At 60.4% G+C, this 14,119-nt stretch carries 16 protein-coding genes; all 16 read right to left on the bottom strand.

Annotation, left to right across the window (positions count from 1 at the left end):
- Positions 1 to 31 precede the first annotated feature (31 nt).
- Positions 32 to 265 (bottom strand): 30S ribosomal protein S17, encoded by a 234-nt coding sequence (gene rpsQ / locus LG281_RS01305; RefSeq protein ID WP_404403605.1) that lies wholly within the window; start codon positions 263 to 265, stop codon positions 32 to 34.
- A gap of 10 nt (positions 266 to 275) precedes the next feature.
- Positions 276 to 473: a 50S ribosomal protein L29 gene (gene rpmC, locus LG281_RS01300; protein WP_404403603.1), complete on the bottom strand. Its 198-nt coding sequence runs from the start codon at positions 471 to 473 to the stop codon at positions 276 to 278.
- A gap of 14 nt (positions 474 to 487) precedes the next feature.
- A complete protein-coding gene (gene rplP, locus LG281_RS01295) occupies positions 488 to 901 on the bottom strand; it encodes a 50S ribosomal protein L16 (RefSeq protein WP_404403601.1) in 414 nt (137 codons plus the stop codon).
- 15 nt (positions 902 to 916) lie between these two features.
- The gene (rpsC, locus tag LG281_RS01290) at positions 917 to 1,627 is read right to left on the bottom strand and encodes a 30S ribosomal protein S3 (RefSeq protein WP_404403599.1); all 711 of its coding nucleotides are present in this window, start codon (positions 1,625 to 1,627) and stop codon (positions 917 to 919) included.
- Positions 1,627 to 2,007: a 50S ribosomal protein L22 gene (gene rplV, locus LG281_RS01285; protein WP_404403597.1), complete on the bottom strand. Its 381-nt coding sequence runs from the start codon at positions 2,005 to 2,007 to the stop codon at positions 1,627 to 1,629. The genes rpsC and rplV overlap by 1 nt, the downstream gene beginning before the upstream one ends.
- Positions 2,008 to 2,009: 2 nt before the next feature.
- Positions 2,010 to 2,288, bottom strand: a complete 279-nt coding sequence (rpsS, locus tag LG281_RS01280) for a 30S ribosomal protein S19 (RefSeq protein ID WP_127143346.1) — start codon at positions 2,286 to 2,288, stop codon at positions 2,010 to 2,012.
- A gap of 5 nt (positions 2,289 to 2,293) precedes the next feature.
- Positions 2,294 to 3,133, bottom strand: coding sequence for a 50S ribosomal protein L2 (gene rplB / locus LG281_RS01275; RefSeq protein ID WP_404403595.1), 840 nt, complete (start codon positions 3,131 to 3,133; stop codon positions 2,294 to 2,296).
- A gap of 20 nt (positions 3,134 to 3,153) precedes the next feature.
- The gene (locus tag LG281_RS01270; RefSeq protein WP_404403593.1) at positions 3,154 to 3,447 is read right to left on the bottom strand and encodes a 50S ribosomal protein L23; all 294 of its coding nucleotides are present in this window, start codon (positions 3,445 to 3,447) and stop codon (positions 3,154 to 3,156) included.
- Entirely contained in the window at positions 3,444 to 4,064 is a 621-nt protein-coding gene (rplD, locus tag LG281_RS01265; protein WP_404403591.1) for a 50S ribosomal protein L4, read from the bottom strand. Before rplD ends, LG281_RS01270 begins: the two co-directional genes overlap by 4 nt.
- On the bottom strand, positions 4,064 to 4,765 hold the full coding sequence (rplC, locus tag LG281_RS01260) for a 50S ribosomal protein L3 (protein ID WP_404403589.1): 702 nt from the start codon (positions 4,763 to 4,765) through the stop codon (positions 4,064 to 4,066). Before rplC ends, rplD begins: the two co-directional genes overlap by 1 nt.
- Before the next feature lie 96 nt (positions 4,766 to 4,861).
- Positions 4,862 to 5,170, bottom strand: coding sequence for a 30S ribosomal protein S10 (gene rpsJ, locus LG281_RS01255; protein WP_014130837.1), 309 nt, complete (start codon positions 5,168 to 5,170; stop codon positions 4,862 to 4,864).
- A 75-nt stretch (positions 5,171 to 5,245) separates the two neighbouring features.
- Positions 5,246 to 6,436 carry an elongation factor Tu gene (gene tuf, locus LG281_RS01250; protein WP_404403565.1) on the bottom strand — a complete coding sequence of 397 codons (1,191 nt, stop codon included), beginning with the start codon at positions 6,434 to 6,436 and terminating at the stop codon, positions 5,246 to 5,248.
- A 56-nt stretch (positions 6,437 to 6,492) separates the two neighbouring features.
- Positions 6,493 to 8,583, bottom strand: a complete 2,091-nt coding sequence (gene fusA, locus LG281_RS01245; protein WP_404403587.1) for an elongation factor G — start codon at positions 8,581 to 8,583, stop codon at positions 6,493 to 6,495.
- A gap of 12 nt (positions 8,584 to 8,595) precedes the next feature.
- A complete protein-coding gene (gene rpsG, locus LG281_RS01240) occupies positions 8,596 to 9,066 on the bottom strand; it encodes a 30S ribosomal protein S7 (protein ID WP_404403585.1) in 471 nt (156 codons plus the stop codon).
- 14 nt (positions 9,067 to 9,080) lie between these two features.
- Positions 9,081 to 9,452 carry a 30S ribosomal protein S12 gene (gene rpsL / locus LG281_RS01235; protein ID WP_041528652.1) on the bottom strand — a complete coding sequence of 124 codons (372 nt, stop codon included), beginning with the start codon at positions 9,450 to 9,452 and terminating at the stop codon, positions 9,081 to 9,083.
- A gap of 418 nt (positions 9,453 to 9,870) precedes the next feature.
- The gene (gene rpoC / locus LG281_RS01230; RefSeq protein WP_404403583.1) at positions 9,871 to 14,079 is read right to left on the bottom strand and encodes a DNA-directed RNA polymerase subunit beta'; all 4,209 of its coding nucleotides are present in this window, start codon (positions 14,077 to 14,079) and stop codon (positions 9,871 to 9,873) included.
- Positions 14,080 to 14,119 lie beyond the last annotated feature (40 nt).

The following is a 14,119-nucleotide window of genomic DNA, read 5'->3' as shown; positions in this document are numbered from 1 at the left end:
CCCGACCCAGACGTCTTGATTGTGCGTGGCGCTAAGCGGTCGTTACGACTGTCCAGCGCTTGGTCTTGGAGATCGGGGCGCATTCCTGGATCTGCACCACATCCCCGATCTTGGCCGAACCGGCCTCGTCATGGGCGTGATATTTCTTGGAACGGCGCACCGTCTTTTTCAGAATCGGGTGGGTGAAGCGCCGCTCGACGCTGACCACAACCGTCTTCTCTGTTTTGTCGGAGACCACAGTCCCCTGCAGAATACGCTTGGGCATCTAAGTCTCCTTACTTCGCTTCCACGCGCTTTTCGCGCAGCACGGTCTGAACACGCGCGATGTCGCGGCGGACCTTGCGCACCTGCGCGGTGTTCTCCAGCTGCTGCGTAGCGCGCTGGAAACGCAGATTGAACTGCTCTTTTTTAAGGTTGACGAGCTCGTCGTTGAGTTCGTCGACCGTCTTGGCCCTAACGTCGCTCGGCTTCATCGCTTCACTCGTCCTTAGTCTGCAATACGGGAAACGAACCGCGTCTTGATCGGCAGCTTCATGGCCGCTAGACGCAGCGCTTCGCGCGCAACTTCTTCACTTACGCCGTCGATCTCGAACATGATCCGGCCGGGCTTGACACGGGCGGCCCAATATTCAGGCGCACCCTTGCCCTTACCCATACGAACTTCAGTCGGCTTGGACGACACAGGCACATCCGGAAAAACCCGGATCCACACACGGCCGGCACGCTTCATATAGCGAGTCATGGCGCGGCGTGCGGCCTCGATCTGGCGGGCGGTTATACGCTCAGGTTCCTGAGCCTTCAAGCCATATTCGCCAAAATTGAGGTTCGTACCGCCCTTGGCAACGCCGTGGATCCGGCCCTTGTGGGCCTTGCGGAACTTTGTACGTTTCGGTTGCAGCATTTTGCCTAATTCCTATCAGCTTGCAGCCGGAGCGCGACGGCCCTGCCCGCCGGCGTCACCGCCTTCGGTTGCGCGGCGCTCATGGGCCATCGGATCATGCTCCATGATCTCGCCCTTGAAGATCCACACCTTGATCCCGATGATGCCGTAGGTGGTTGCGGCCTCCGCAACGCCGTAATCGATATCGGCGCGCAGCGTGTGCAACGAAACACGGCCCTCGCGGTACCATTCGGTCCGCGCGATGTCCGCGCCGCCAAGACGGCCGGCAACGTTCACCCGGATACCCTGGGCGCCCATCCGCATCGCGGTCTGCACCGCGCGCTTCATAGCCCGGCGGAACGCCACGCGGCGTTCGAGCTGCTGGGCGATGCCCTGGGCAACCAGCGTCGCATCGGTTTCCGGCTTACGCACTTCAACGATGTTGATGTGCACTTCGCTGTCGGTGAACTTCTTCACCTTGTTGCGGATCTTCTCGATATCCGCCCCCTTCTTGCCGATCACGATCCCCGGGCGGGCCGAATGGATCGAAATCCGGCACTTGCGGTGCGGGCGCTCGATGACGATCTTGGAAACCGCGGCCTGCTTGAGCTCTTTTTCGAGCATTTCGCGGATCTTGAGGTCCTCCTGAAGGAGCGAGCCGTACTCGCCCTTATTGGCGAACCAACGCGAATCCCAGGTCCGGTTGATACCGAGCCTAAGCCCGATCGGATTGACTTTCTGGCCCATTAGACGGCCTCCTCGACTTCACGGACGACAATGGTCAGGTGCGAGAACGGCTTTTGGATCCGCGCGCCCCGGCCACGTGCACGGGCATGGAAACGCTTCATCACCAGAGCCTTGCCCACGAAAGCTTCCGAGACGACCAGCGCGTCAGTGTCGAGACCATGATTGTTCTCGGCATTCGCAATCGCGCTCTCGAGCGTCTTCTTGACCGGTCCGGCAATCCGCTTGTGCGAGAACTGCAGGTCGGCAAGAGCTTTCTCGACCTTCTTGCCACGGATCAGTGCGGCAACCAGGTTCAGCTTCTGGGGGCTGGTCCGCACCATGCGCAGGACGGCTCTCGCCTCATTGTCCTTGAGCACGCGCTCACGCTTAAGCTTGCCCATTGTTACTTCCTCTTCGCCTTCTTGTCGGCCGCGTGCCCGTAATAGGTGCGCGTGGGCGAAAACTCACCGAACTTGTGGCCGATCATGTCCTCGGTGACGTTGACCGGGACATGCTTCTGACCGTTATAGACGCCGAAGGTCAGCCCGACGAACTGCGGCAGGATCGTGGAGCGGCGGCTCCAGATCTTGATGACCTCATTGCGGCCGGACTCGCGAACCTTATCGGCCTTCTTCAAGAGGTAACCGTCAACAAACGGCCCTTTCCAGACGGAACGTGCCATGGCTCTTACTTGCCCTTCCTATTGTGGCGCGAGCGAACGATGAACTTGTCCGTCGCCTTATTGGTACGGGTGCGCTTGCCCTTGGTCGGCTTGCCCCAGGGCGTGACCGGGTTACGGCCACCCGAGGTACGGCCTTCACCACCACCGTGCGGGTGATCGACCGGGTTCATCGCGACACCGCGAACGTTCGGACGCTTGCCCAACCAACGGCTGCGGCCAGCTTTTCCGAGGCTCGTGTTCGAGTGGTCGGGGTTCGACACCGAACCGACCGTCGCCAGGCACGAACCGTGCACAAGACGCTGCTCACCGGAGTTGAGCCGCAGGATCGCCCAACCGGCGTCACGGCCCACATACTGTGCGTAAGCACCGGCGGAACGCGCGATCTGACCACCCTTCTTGGGCTTCAGTTCGATGTTGTGCACGATGGTGCCAACCGGCATCCGCTCGAGCGGCATCGTGTTACCCGGCTTGACGTCGACCGACGAAAGCGAGGAGACAACCTTGTCGCCGGCAGCAAGACGCTGCGGAGCTAGAATGTAGGCCTGCTCGCCATCGTCATAGTTGATCAGGGCGATGAACGCCGTCCGGTTCGGATCGTACTCGAGCCGCTCGACAGTGCCCACAACGTCGAATTTGGTGCGCTTGAAATCGACCAGGCGATAGCGGCGCTTATGCCCACCACCACGGTGGAACGAGGTCACCCGGCCATTGTTGTTACGGCCGCCCGACTTCGTCAGGCCCTCGGTCAGCTTTTTGACCGGTGCGCCGCTCCAAAGCTCGCTGCGGTTGACACCGACAAGCTGACGGCGGCCCGGCGAGGTCGGATTGTAGTTCTTAAGAGCCATTTCTCTCTTCCTTCGCCTTCTTACAGACCGGTCGAAATATCGATGGTCTGGCCGTCAACGAGGGTCACAACGGCCTTCTTGACGTCCTTGCGCTTGCCGGAGAACCCGCGGAACCGCTTGGTCTTGCCCTTGCGCACATTGGTGTTGACCGCCTTGACCTTCACCTCGAACAGCGCCTCGACGGCGGCCTTGATCTCGGGCTTGGTGGCATCGATCGCCACGTCGAACACGACCTGGCTGTTTTCCGAAGCCAGCGTCGACTTTTCGGTGACGACCGGGTTGCGGATGATGTCGTAGTGTTTGACAGCGCTCATTGGAACCGGCCCTCCAGCGCAGCGAGTGCGTCCTTGGTCAGGACCAGCTTTTCGCGACGCAGAATGTCGTAAACATTGATACCCTGAGCCGGCAGCACATCGATCTGGGGAATGTTCCGCGCAGCAAGCGCGAAGTTCGTGTCCAGCTCGGCGCCGCCGATGATCAGCGCGTTCGAAAGCCCCAGCTTGCCGAAAACCTCGCGCAGCGCGCCGGTCTTGGGTGCATCGGCAACGGCCTTGTCGAGAATGACAAGTTCGCCGGCCTTGGCCTTGGCGGAAAGTGCATGCTTCAACGCAAGCGCGCGAACCTTCTTGGGCAGCTCAATCGCATGGCTGCGTGGGGTAGGACCGAAGGCCCGGCCGCCGCCACGGAAGATGTTGGTGCGGCGCGAACCATGACGGGCGCCGCCCGAACCTTTCTGACGTACGAATTTCTTGCCCGTCATCGAAACGTCGGCGCGGTTCTTGACCGCATGCGTGCCGGCCATCTTCTTGAGCTGCTGGTAACGCACCATGCGCTGAATGATATCCGCGCGCGGCTCGAGGCCGAATACGGCGTCATCGAGCGTCACCTTGCCGGCCGACTTACCCTCGAGGGTTGTGACCTGGAGTTCCATTATGCACTCTCCCCATTCGCGGCGGCAGCAACCTTGAACGAACCGGGGCGCACAACGCCTTCCGGTGCGGGCTTCTTGACGGCGTCGCGGATCTGGATCCAGCCGCCCTTGGCGCCCGGAACCGAACCCTGAACCATGATCAGGCCGCGCTCGACGTCGGTCTTAACGACTTTGACGTTCTGCGTGGTGACACGGGCATCGCCCATGTGGCCAGCCATCTTCTTGCCCTTGAACACCTTGCCGGGGTCCTGGCTGTTACCGGTCGAACCGTGCGAGCGGTGCGAAATCGACACACCGTGCGATGCCCGCAGACCACCGAAATTGTGCCGCTTCATCGCACCGGCAAAGCCCTTACCGATCGAGGTTCCGGTCACGTCGACAAGCTGGCCTTCAGCGAAGTGGTCGGCGAGCAGTTCTGCGCCGACCTCGATGAGGTTGTCTTCGCTCACGCGGAACTCAACGACCTTGCGCTTGGGTTCGACCTTCGCAGCGGCGAACTGGCCGCGCTGAGCCTTGTTGACATTCTTGACCTTGACCGAGCCGGCGCCAAGCTGCAGCGCGACATAGCCGTCTTTTTCCTGCGTCCGCTGGCCCACCACCTGGCAGCCTTGCAGCGCCAGAACCGTGACGGGGACATGCGCGCCGTCATCGGTGAAGATGCGGGTCATTCCCAGCTTCTGTGCGATCACTCCAGAACGCATCGGTTGTTACCTTTTCTCTTAGGCGCATTCCCGGGTCATTGTTTTGTCCAAGAGGACCCGAATTAAGCGGAATACGCGAAAACCTTACTCTGATCTTTAGAGCTTGATCTCGACGTCCACACCGGCCGCCAGATCGAGCTTCATCAGGGCGTCCACCGTCTGGGGGGTCGGATCCACGATGTCCAGAAGACGCTTGTGAGTCCGGATTTCGAACTGCTCGCGGCTCTTCTTGTCGACGTGGGGCGACCGGTTGACGGTGTACTTGTCAATTCGCGTCGGCAGCGGGATCGGGCCACGGACCTGGGCACCGGTGCGCTTTGCCGTGTTGACGATCTCGCGCGTCGAGTTGTCCAGAACCCGGTGGTCGAACGCCTTGAGCCGAATGCGAATGTTCTGACCGTTCATTTTGTTCTATCCCGAAAAAAGGAGCGCGGTGCACGTGAATTTAAAAAGTGCACCGCACTCGCTATTGGCTTGAACTTACTCGACAATCTTGGAGACGACGCCAGCACCGACGGTACGGCCGCCTTCGCGGATGGCGAAGCGGAGCTTTTCTTCCATCGCGATCGGAACGATCAGCTCCACGTTCATCTCCACATTGTCGCCCGGCATCACCATCTCGACGCCTTCCTTCAGCGTCACGACACCCGTCACGTCCGTCGTCCGGAAGTAGAACTGCGGACGGTAGTTCGTGAAGAACGGCGTATGACGACCGCCCTCGTCCTTGGTCAGGATGTACGCTTCGGCAACGAACTTGGTGTGCGGGGTCACAGAACCGGGCTTGCACAGAACCTGCCCACGCTCAACCTGGCTGCGGTCGATGCCCCGGATCAGCGCACCGATGTTGTCGCCCGCCTCACCCGAATCCAGGAGCTTGCGGAACATCTCGACGCCCGTCACCGTCGTCTTCTGCGTCGGCTTGATGCCGACAATCTCGACTTCCTCGCCGACCTTGATCACACCGCGCTCAACGCGACCCGTCACAACCGTGCCACGGCCCGAGATCGAGAACACGTCCTCGACCGGCATCAGGAACGGCTGGTCCTTCGGACGCTCAGGCTGCGGGATGTAGTCGTCCACGTTCCGCATCAATTCCAGGATCGCGTCGTGACCGATCTCAGGCGTCTTGTCCTCAAGCGCCGCAAGCGCCGAACCCTTCACGATCGGAATGTCGTCGCCGGGGAATTCGTACGAGGAAAGAAGCTCGCGCACTTCAAGCTCAACCAGCTCCAAAAGCTCCTCGTCGTCAACCTGGTCGACCTTGTTCAGGAACACAACAAGCGCAGGAACGCCAACCTGGCGCGCCAGAAGAATGTGCTCGCGCGTCTGCGGCATCGGCCCATCGGCCGCCGAAACCACAAGAATCGCCCCGTCCATCTGCGCCGCGCCCGTGATCATGTTCTTCACATAGTCCGCGTGCCCCGGGCAGTCCACGTGCGCATAGTGACGGTTCGCCGTCTCATACTCAACGTGCGCCGTCGAGATCGTGATCCCGCGCGCCTTCTCTTCAGGCGCCTTGTCGATCTGGTCATACGCCGAGAACGTCGCGCCCCCCGTCTCCGCCAGAACCTTCGTGATCGCAGCCGTCAACGTCGTCTTGCCATGGTCAACGTGACCAATCGTGCCAATGTTGCAGTGCGGCTTGCTACGAGAAAACTTTTCCTTGCCCATCGCATATCTCCGTATTCAGTCAGCTCAGCGGCTGCTGGTATTTCCGTGTTTCAAACTCAGGCGTATTTGGCCTGGACTTCGTCAGCAACCGCCTGCGGCACCTGCTCATAGTGGTCGAAGAACATGGTGTACTGTGCGCGGCCCTGGCTCATCGAGCGCAGAGCATTTACATAGCCGAACATGTTCGCGAGCGGCACATAAGCATTGACGACCTGAACAATACCCCGGGCTTCGGTGCCCTGGATCTGCCCGCGGCGGGAATTGAGGTCGCCAATCACGTCGCCCATATACTCTTCGGGAGTCGTGACTTCGACCTTCATCATCGGCTCGAGCAGCTTCGCACCGGCCTTCTGCAAGCCTTCCCGGAAGGCCGCACGCCCGGCAATCTCGAACGCCAGAACCGACGAGTCGACGTCGTGGTAAGCACCATCAATGAGGGTCGCCTTAACGTCCACGATCGGGAACCCGGCGAGAATACCGGCGCCCATGACGGATTCGAGACCCTTCTGAACACCCGGGATATATTCCTTCGGGACCGCACCACCGACAATCTTGCTTTCGAAGGTGAATCCGGCGCCCGCCTCGTTCGGCTCGATGACGAGCTTGACGCGCGCAAACTGACCCGAGCCACCAGACTGTTTCTTGTGGGTGTAGTCGATTTCGGCCTGCTTGGTGATGGTCTCACGATAAGCCACTTGCGGCTGACCGATATTGGCCTCGACCTTGAATTCGCGCTTCATGCGGTCGACGATGATGTCGAGATGCAGTTCACCCATACCCGAAATAATGGTCTGACCGCTTTCCTCGTCCGACTTCACGCGGAAGGACGGATCCTCGGCAGCGAGCCGCTGCAAAGCCAGACCCATCTTTTCCTGGTCGGCCTTGGATTTCGGCTCGACAGCAATGTCGATGACCGGCTCGGGGAAAATCATACGCTCGAGGATCACCGGCGAGGATGGAACGCAAAGCGTGTCACCGGTCGTCGTGTCCTTGAGACCGACAATCGCCACGATGTCGCCGGCATAAGCCTCGGTGATCTGCTCGCGGGAGTTGGAGTGCATCTGGAACATACGGCCGACACGCTCACGCTTGTCCTTCACCGTGTTCTGCAACTGCGCACCGGCTTCCAGCACGCCCGAATAGATACGGCAGAAGGTTAGAGAACCCATATGCGGGTCGTTGGCGATCTTGAACGCCAGCATCGAGAGCGGCTCGCCATCATCGGCATGACGCTCGATGGGCTCTTCGGTCTTGGCATCGATACCCTTGATGGCCTCAATGTCGTTGGGCGCAGGCAGGAAGTCGACGACAGCGTCGAGAAGTGGCTGCACCCCCTTGTTCTTAAAGGCCGAACCGCAAAGAACGCCAAAGAAGTCGTTACGGATGATACCTTTGCGCAGCAGCTTCCGGATCGTGTCATTATCCGGCATCTCGCCTTCAAGATAGGCTTCCATCGCAGCTTCGTCGACTTCGACGGCAGCTTCGATCATTTGCTCACGGTATTCTTCAGCCTTGGCTTTGAGGTCATCGGGAATGTCCACAACATCCCAGGACGCACCAAGCTGCTCGCCGTTCCAGATATAGGCCTTCATCTCGATGAGATCGACGACGCCGGCAAAATCGCTCTCTGCGCCGATCGGCAATTGCAGAACGACCGCCTTGGCTCCCAGACGGGTTCCGACCATTTCCACCGAGCGGTAGAAGTCGGCGCCGATCTTGTCCATCTTGTTGACAAAGATCAGACGCGGAACGTTGTACTTGTCGGCCTGGCGCCAGACGGTTTCCGTCTGGGGCTCCACGCCGGCATTGGCATCGAGCAGAGCGACCGCACCGTCGAGCACGCGCAGCGAACGCTCGACTTCGATGGTGAAGTCCACGTGGCCCGGGGTGTCGATGATGTTGAAGCGGCGCTTCTTGCCGTCACGGCCCTGCCAGAACGTGGTCGTAGCAGCGGACGTGATCGTAATGCCGCGCTCCTGCTCCTGCTCCATCCAGTCCATGGTCGCAGCGCCGTCATGGACTTCGCCGATCTTGTGGCTCTTGCCGGTATAGAACAGGATGCGCTCGGTCGTGGTGGTCTTGCCGGCATCGATGTGAGCCATGATGCCGAAATTGCGGTAGTCTTCGAGCTTGTATTCGCGGGCCATGTTCGTTCGTCCTTACCAGCGGTAATGCGAGAACGCGCGGTTGGCATCAGCCATACGGTGCGTGTCTTCGCGCTTTTTGACGGCCTGGCCGCGCCCGTTGAGCGCATCCATCAGCTCGCCGGACAGACGGCCAACCATAGTCGTTTCGCCACGCTTGCGGGCGGCATCGATCAGCCAGCGGATCGCGAGCGCCTGCTGACGCTCGGAGCGCACCTCGACAGGCACCTGATAGGTGGCACCGCCAACGCGACGCGAACGCACTTCGACAGCCGGACGGATATTGTCCAGTGCGCCGTGGAAGACCTGGATCGGGTCTTGCTTGGTACGCTCTTCGATGACGTCGAACGCGCCATAGACAATGCTCTCGGCGGCAGACTTCTTGCCGTCCTTCATGAGCGAATTCATAAATTTGGAAACGACGAGATCCCCGAATTTGGGGTCGGGGTGAATCTCACGCTTCTCTGCACGATGCCGACGGGACATAGATCAGCTTCTCCTTACTTCGGCCGCTTTGCGCCGTACTTGGACCGGCGCTGCTTGCGATCCTTCACGCTCTGGGTGTCCAGCACGCCGCGCAGCACGTGATAGCGCACGCCGGGAAGGTCGCGCACACGACCGCCGCGAATGAGAACAACGGAGTGTTCCTGCAGATTGTGACCCTCACCCGGAATATAGGTGATGACTTCACGCTGGTTGACCAGGCGCACCTTGGCGACACGGCGAAGCGCGGAGTTCGGCTTCTTCGGGGTCGTCGTATAGACGCGGGTGCAAACGCCACGCTTTTGCGGGTTCGCCTCCATCGCCGGAACCTTGTTCCGCTTCGGCTTCGCCTGCCGGGGCTTGCGGATCAACTGATTAATGGTCGGCATATCGCTCGAACCCTCTTTCATCCGTACCAAACAAATCGTTCTCAACACAAACAAGCGAGCGGCGCCCGTCCGTGCTCCAGATTTAAGGAACCGGCGGCGCCAAGAATGCAGAGGATCGCCCCCTCAACCGGAAGCAATCATGCGCCCAAGACTTGTTGCGTCTAACTACCCGACAGTGTGTTTGACCGCCTCGAATGAGAAGCCTTGGACGCTTCAAATTCCGCTGGCAAGCCACGACCGACCGCTTAGGTAGGGCGGGTCATACAGCCCGGATTCGGAGTCGTCAAGCCCCGCGCCGGAAAAAGGCACTTGGACGGGTTCGCACCGTCATCACGGCGTACGCGAGAGCGGTCCCAGTTCAAAAAAAAGAAGGGGGCCGATCGGCCCCCTTCCCTGATCGTTTCAACTTTATCCGATCCTACTCGGAAGGCGTATCCGCCGTTTCCGTCGGAGTCATCGCCTCCGGTGCCGGAATGGCGACGGTTTCCGCCTGGCGGCGGCGTTCCTCGAGGATCAAATCGTCGCGCTTGGTCGAGATCTGGCGGATCGACGAGATCCGCGCGCCCGTACCCGCCGGGATCAGCCGGCCGACGATGACGTTTTCCTTAAGGCCTTCTAGCACGTCCGCCTTGCCCGAAACCGCAGCCTCGGTGAGCACACGTGTGGTCTCCTGGAACGATGCCGCCGAGATGAACGAACGGGTCTGCAACGAGGCCTTGGTGATCCCAAGGAGAACCGGAACGGCCTCCGCGGGCTTCTTGCCGTCGGCCACGAGCTGCTCGTTGAGCTCGTCGAGGTCGATCCTGTCGATCTGCTCTTCCTTCAGGAGCCCGCTTTCGCCCGGATCGGTGATCTCGACCTTCTGCAGCATCTGGCGAACGATCACCTCGATGTGCTTGTCGTTGATCAACACGCCCTGCAGCCGGTAGACTTCCTGGATCTCGTTGACGAGGTACTTGGCCAGTTCCTCGACCCCCTTGATCGCTAGGATGTCGTGCGGTGCCGGGTTGCCATCGAGGATATATTCGCCACGCTCGATCTGGTCGCCTTCCTGAAGGTGGAAGGGCTTTCCCTTCGGGATCAGGTATTCAACCGGCTCGAGACTCTCGTCATTGGGCTCGATCACGATACGGCGCTTGTTCTTGTAATCGCGGCCGAACCGGATCGTGCCGTCGATCTCCGCGATGATGGCGTGATCCTTGGGCCGGCGCGCCTCGAACAGTTCCGCAACGCGCGGCAGACCGCCGGTGATGTCCTTGGTCTTGGCGCTCTCGAGCGGGATACGGGCCAGAACGTCGCCCTGGGCCACGCGGGTCCCCGGCTCGACGGCGATGACCGCATCCACGCTCATCAAATACCGCGCATCCGTGCCACGGTCGGACTTGAGCACCTGCCCTGCCGCACCGATGGCAATCGCCGGACGCAACCCTTCACCACGCTGGCTCGAGCGCCAGTCGATGACCAGACGCTTGGTGAAGCCTGTGGTCTCGTCCGTGGTTTCGGCAACCGATGCACCGTCCACGAGGTCTTCGAAGATGACCTCGCCCTCGACTTCCGAGAGCACGGGACGGGTATAGGGATCCCATTCGGCGATACGCTGACCACGCTTGACCTGCTCGCCTTCCTTGGCCAGCAGACGCGCGCCGTAGGCGATCTTGTGGACGGACCGCTCCTTGCCGTCGGCGTCCTCGATGACGATGGCAACGTTGCGGCCCATGACCACGACATGCCCGTCCGAGTTGGTCGCGATCGACTTGTTGCGGAACGCGATCTTACCCTCGGCCCCGGCCTCGAGATACGAGTTGTCGACCACCTGCGCAGTACCGCCGATGTGGAACGTGCGCATGGTGAGCTGCGTGCCCGGCTCGCCGATGGACTGTGCGGCGATAACGCCCACGGATTCGCCCATATTGACCGGCGTGCCGCGTGCAAGGTCGCGGCCGTAGCACTTGGCGCACGTCCCTTGACGCACCTCACAGGTGAGCGGCGAGCGGATGCGCACCGACTGCACCTTGGCAGCCTCGATCGCCTCGACGTCACGCTCGTCCATGAGCGTGCCCTTCTTGACGATAATCTCGTCCGAACCAGGCACAAGCACGTCGTCCGCGGCCACGCGGCCCAGGATACGCTGCCCGAGCGAAGCCACCACCTGACCGGAATCGATGATCGCTTCCATGGTCAGGCCGTTTTCGGTGCCGCAATCGTCCTCGGTGATGATGGCGTCCTGCGCCACGTCGACGAGACGACGGGTCAGATAACCCGAGTTCGCTGTCTTGAGCGCCGTGTCGGCCAGCCCCTTACGGGCACCGTGGGTCGAGTTGAAGTACTCGAGAACGGTAAGACCTTCCTTGAAGTTCGAGATCACCGGGGTCTCGATGATTTCGCCCGACGGCTTGGCCATAAGGCCACGCATACCGGCGAGTTGCTTCATCTGGGCGATCGAACCGCGAGCGCCCGAATGGCTCATCATATAGACCGAGTTGATCTGCTTGGTCCGGCCGGTCTCATCCTTCTCGACCGCCGAGATGCGCTTCATCATCTCGTCGGCGACCTTGTCGCCGCACTTGGCCCAAGCGTCGACGACCTTGTTGTACTTCTCACCATGGGTGATCAGGCCGTCATTGTACTGCTGCTCGAATTCTTCGACCTGCTTGCGGGTATCGCCCACGATCTTGGCTTTGGAATCCGGGATGACCATGTCGTCCTTGCCGAACGAGATGCCAGCCCGGCAGGCCTGCTTGAAGCCCAGATCCATGACCTTGTCGCAGAAGATCACGGTCTCCTTCTGGCCGCAGGCGCGATAGACCGTATCGATGACCTTGGAGATCATCTTCTTGGTCATGAGCTGGTTGACCGTCTCGAACGGCACATTGTCCGGCAGAACCCGGCCCAGCATCATGCGGCCTGGAGTCGTTTCCACGATCTGGGTCGTCTTGTTGCCATCCGCATCGAGCGCGCGCACGCGCCCCTTGATCTTGGAGTGCAGCGTGATGACCTTGCTCTCGAGCGCGTGCTCGATCTCGTTCATCGATCCGAACGCCATGCCCTCTCCGGGTTCACCCTCGGCCATGATCGAGAGATAATAAAGACCAAGCACGATGTCCTGGCTGGGCACGATAATCGGCTGACCATTGGCCGGGTGCAGGATGTTGTTGGTCGACATCATCAGAACGCGCGCTTCGAGCTGGGCCTCGAGGCTCAGCGGAACGTGCACGGCCATCTGGTCGCCATCGAAGTCGGCGTTGAACGCGGCACAGACCAGCGGGTGAAGCTGGATCGCCTTACCCTCGATCAGCATCGGCTCGAACGCCTGGATGCCCAGACGGTGCAGTGTCGGCGCACGGTTCAGGAGCACCGGATGCTCGCGGATCACCTCATCGAGGATATCCCAGACTTCCGGCTTTTCCTTTTCAACCAGCTTTTTCGCCTGCTTGACGGTCGAAGAGAGCCCCTTCGCGTCAAGCCGCGAATAGATGAACGGCTTGAACAGTTCGAGTGCCATCTTCTTGGGCAGGCCGCACTGGTGGAGCTTCAGTTCCGGCCCCACGGTGATCACCGAACGACCAGAATAGTCGACGCGCTTGCCCAGGAGGTTCTGACGGAACCGGCCCTGCTTGCCCTTGAGCATGTCCGAAAGCGACTTCAAGGGCCGCTTGTTCGCACCGGTAATGGTACGGCCACGCCGGCCGTTGTCGAACAGAGCGTCGACGGCTTCCTGAAGCATGCGCTTTTCGTTGCGGATGATGATATCCGGCGCACGCAGTTCGATAAGCCGCTTCAGACGGTTGTTACGGTTGATGACGCGGCGGTAGAGGTCGTTCAAATCCGACGTCGCAAACCGGCCGCCGTCGAGCGGCACCAGCGGACGCAGTTCGGGCGGAATGACCGGAATGACCGTCATGATCATCCATTCGGGCTTGTTGCCCGAAACGATGAACTGCTCGACGATCTTCAAGCGCTTTGCGAGCTTTTTGGGCTTAAGTTCCGTCGTCGACTCGGCAATTTCCACCCGCAGGTCGGCAGCGAGCTTTTCGAGGTCGAGCGCGGCGAGCATCTCGCGCACCGCTTCGGCACCGATCATCGCGGTGAACGCATCCGGACCATACTGGTCCTGCGCGTCCATATACTCTTCTTCCGTGATGAGCTGATGCTGCGTAAACGGGGTTAGGCCCGGCTCGATCACCACATAGTTCTCGAAATAAAGGATGCGCTCGACATCCTTCAAGGTCATGTCGAGCAGCTGCGAAATGCGGCTCGGCAGCGACTTCAGGAACCAGATGTGTGCAACCGGTGCGGCCAGCTCGATGTGGCCCATGCGCTCGCGGCGTACGCGTGAAAGGGTGACTTCCACGCCACACTTCTCGCAGATGACGCCTTTGAACTTCATGCGCTTATATTTGCCGCAAAGGCACTCGTAGTCCTTCACGGGACCGAAGATGCGCGCGCAGAACAGGCCGTCACGCTCGGGCTTGAACGTACGGTAGTTGATGGTCTCGGGCTTTTTGATTTCGCCGTAAGACCACGACAGGATTTTCTCGGGGCTCGCGATGTTGATCTTGATCTGATCGAAAGTCGGTGCGCTCGCCTGCGAGTTGAACGGATCCATGACGTGTTGATGATGATTCATCTTATGTCTCTCCTTGGTGCCCTCGCGGTGCTGCTGAACC

The sequence above is a fragment of the Pelagibacterium halotolerans genome (assembly GCF_044811015.1).
Lineage (GTDB): Bacteria > Pseudomonadota > Alphaproteobacteria > Rhizobiales > Devosiaceae > Pelagibacterium > Pelagibacterium halotolerans_A.
The sequence above is the reverse complement of the archived record's forward strand: the minus strand, read 5'-3'. Positions and strand labels throughout refer to the sequence as shown.

What these genes read in the sequence shown, in the direction of transcription:
- rpmC (WP_404403603.1), bottom strand. Translation starts at nt 473, where the DNA reads ATGAAGCCGAGCGACGTTAGGGCCAAGACGGTCGACGAACTCAACGAC.
- tuf (WP_404403565.1), bottom strand. Translation starts at nt 6,436, where the DNA reads ATGGGCAAGGAAAAGTTTTCTCGTAGCAAGCCGCACTGCAACATTGGC.
- rplD (WP_404403591.1), bottom strand. Translation starts at nt 4,064, where the DNA reads ATGGAACTCCAGGTCACAACCCTCGAGGGTAAGTCGGCCGGCAAGGTG.
- rpsJ (WP_014130837.1), bottom strand. Translation starts at nt 5,170, where the DNA reads ATGAACGGTCAGAACATTCGCATTCGGCTCAAGGCGTTCGACCACCGG.
- rpsC (WP_404403599.1), bottom strand. Translation starts at nt 1,627, where the DNA reads ATGGGCCAGAAAGTCAATCCGATCGGGCTTAGGCTCGGTATCAACCGG.
- rpsS (WP_127143346.1), bottom strand. Translation starts at nt 2,288, where the DNA reads ATGGCACGTTCCGTCTGGAAAGGGCCGTTTGTTGACGGTTACCTCTTG.
- rplP (WP_404403601.1), bottom strand. Translation starts at nt 901, where the DNA reads ATGCTGCAACCGAAACGTACAAAGTTCCGCAAGGCCCACAAGGGCCGG.
- fusA (WP_404403587.1), bottom strand. Translation starts at nt 8,583, where the DNA reads ATGGCCCGCGAATACAAGCTCGAAGACTACCGCAATTTCGGCATCATG.
- rplC (WP_404403589.1), bottom strand. Translation starts at nt 4,765, where the DNA reads ATGCGTTCTGGAGTGATCGCACAGAAGCTGGGAATGACCCGCATCTTC.
- rplB (WP_404403595.1), bottom strand. Translation starts at nt 3,133, where the DNA reads ATGGCTCTTAAGAACTACAATCCGACCTCGCCGGGCCGCCGTCAGCTT.
- rpsQ (WP_404403605.1), bottom strand. Translation starts at nt 265, where the DNA reads ATGCCCAAGCGTATTCTGCAGGGGACTGTGGTCTCCGACAAAACAGAG.
- LG281_RS01270 (WP_404403593.1), bottom strand. Translation starts at nt 3,447, where the DNA reads ATGAGCGCTGTCAAACACTACGACATCATCCGCAACCCGGTCGTCACC.
- rpoC (WP_404403583.1), bottom strand. Translation starts at nt 14,079, where the DNA reads ATGAATCATCATCAACACGTCATGGATCCGTTCAACTCGCAGGCGAGC.
- rpsL (WP_041528652.1), bottom strand. Translation starts at nt 9,452, where the DNA reads ATGCCGACCATTAATCAGTTGATCCGCAAGCCCCGGCAGGCGAAGCCG.
- rpsG (WP_404403585.1), bottom strand. Translation starts at nt 9,066, where the DNA reads ATGTCCCGTCGGCATCGTGCAGAGAAGCGTGAGATTCACCCCGACCCC.
- rplV (WP_404403597.1), bottom strand. Translation starts at nt 2,007, where the DNA reads ATGGGCAAGCTTAAGCGTGAGCGCGTGCTCAAGGACAATGAGGCGAGA.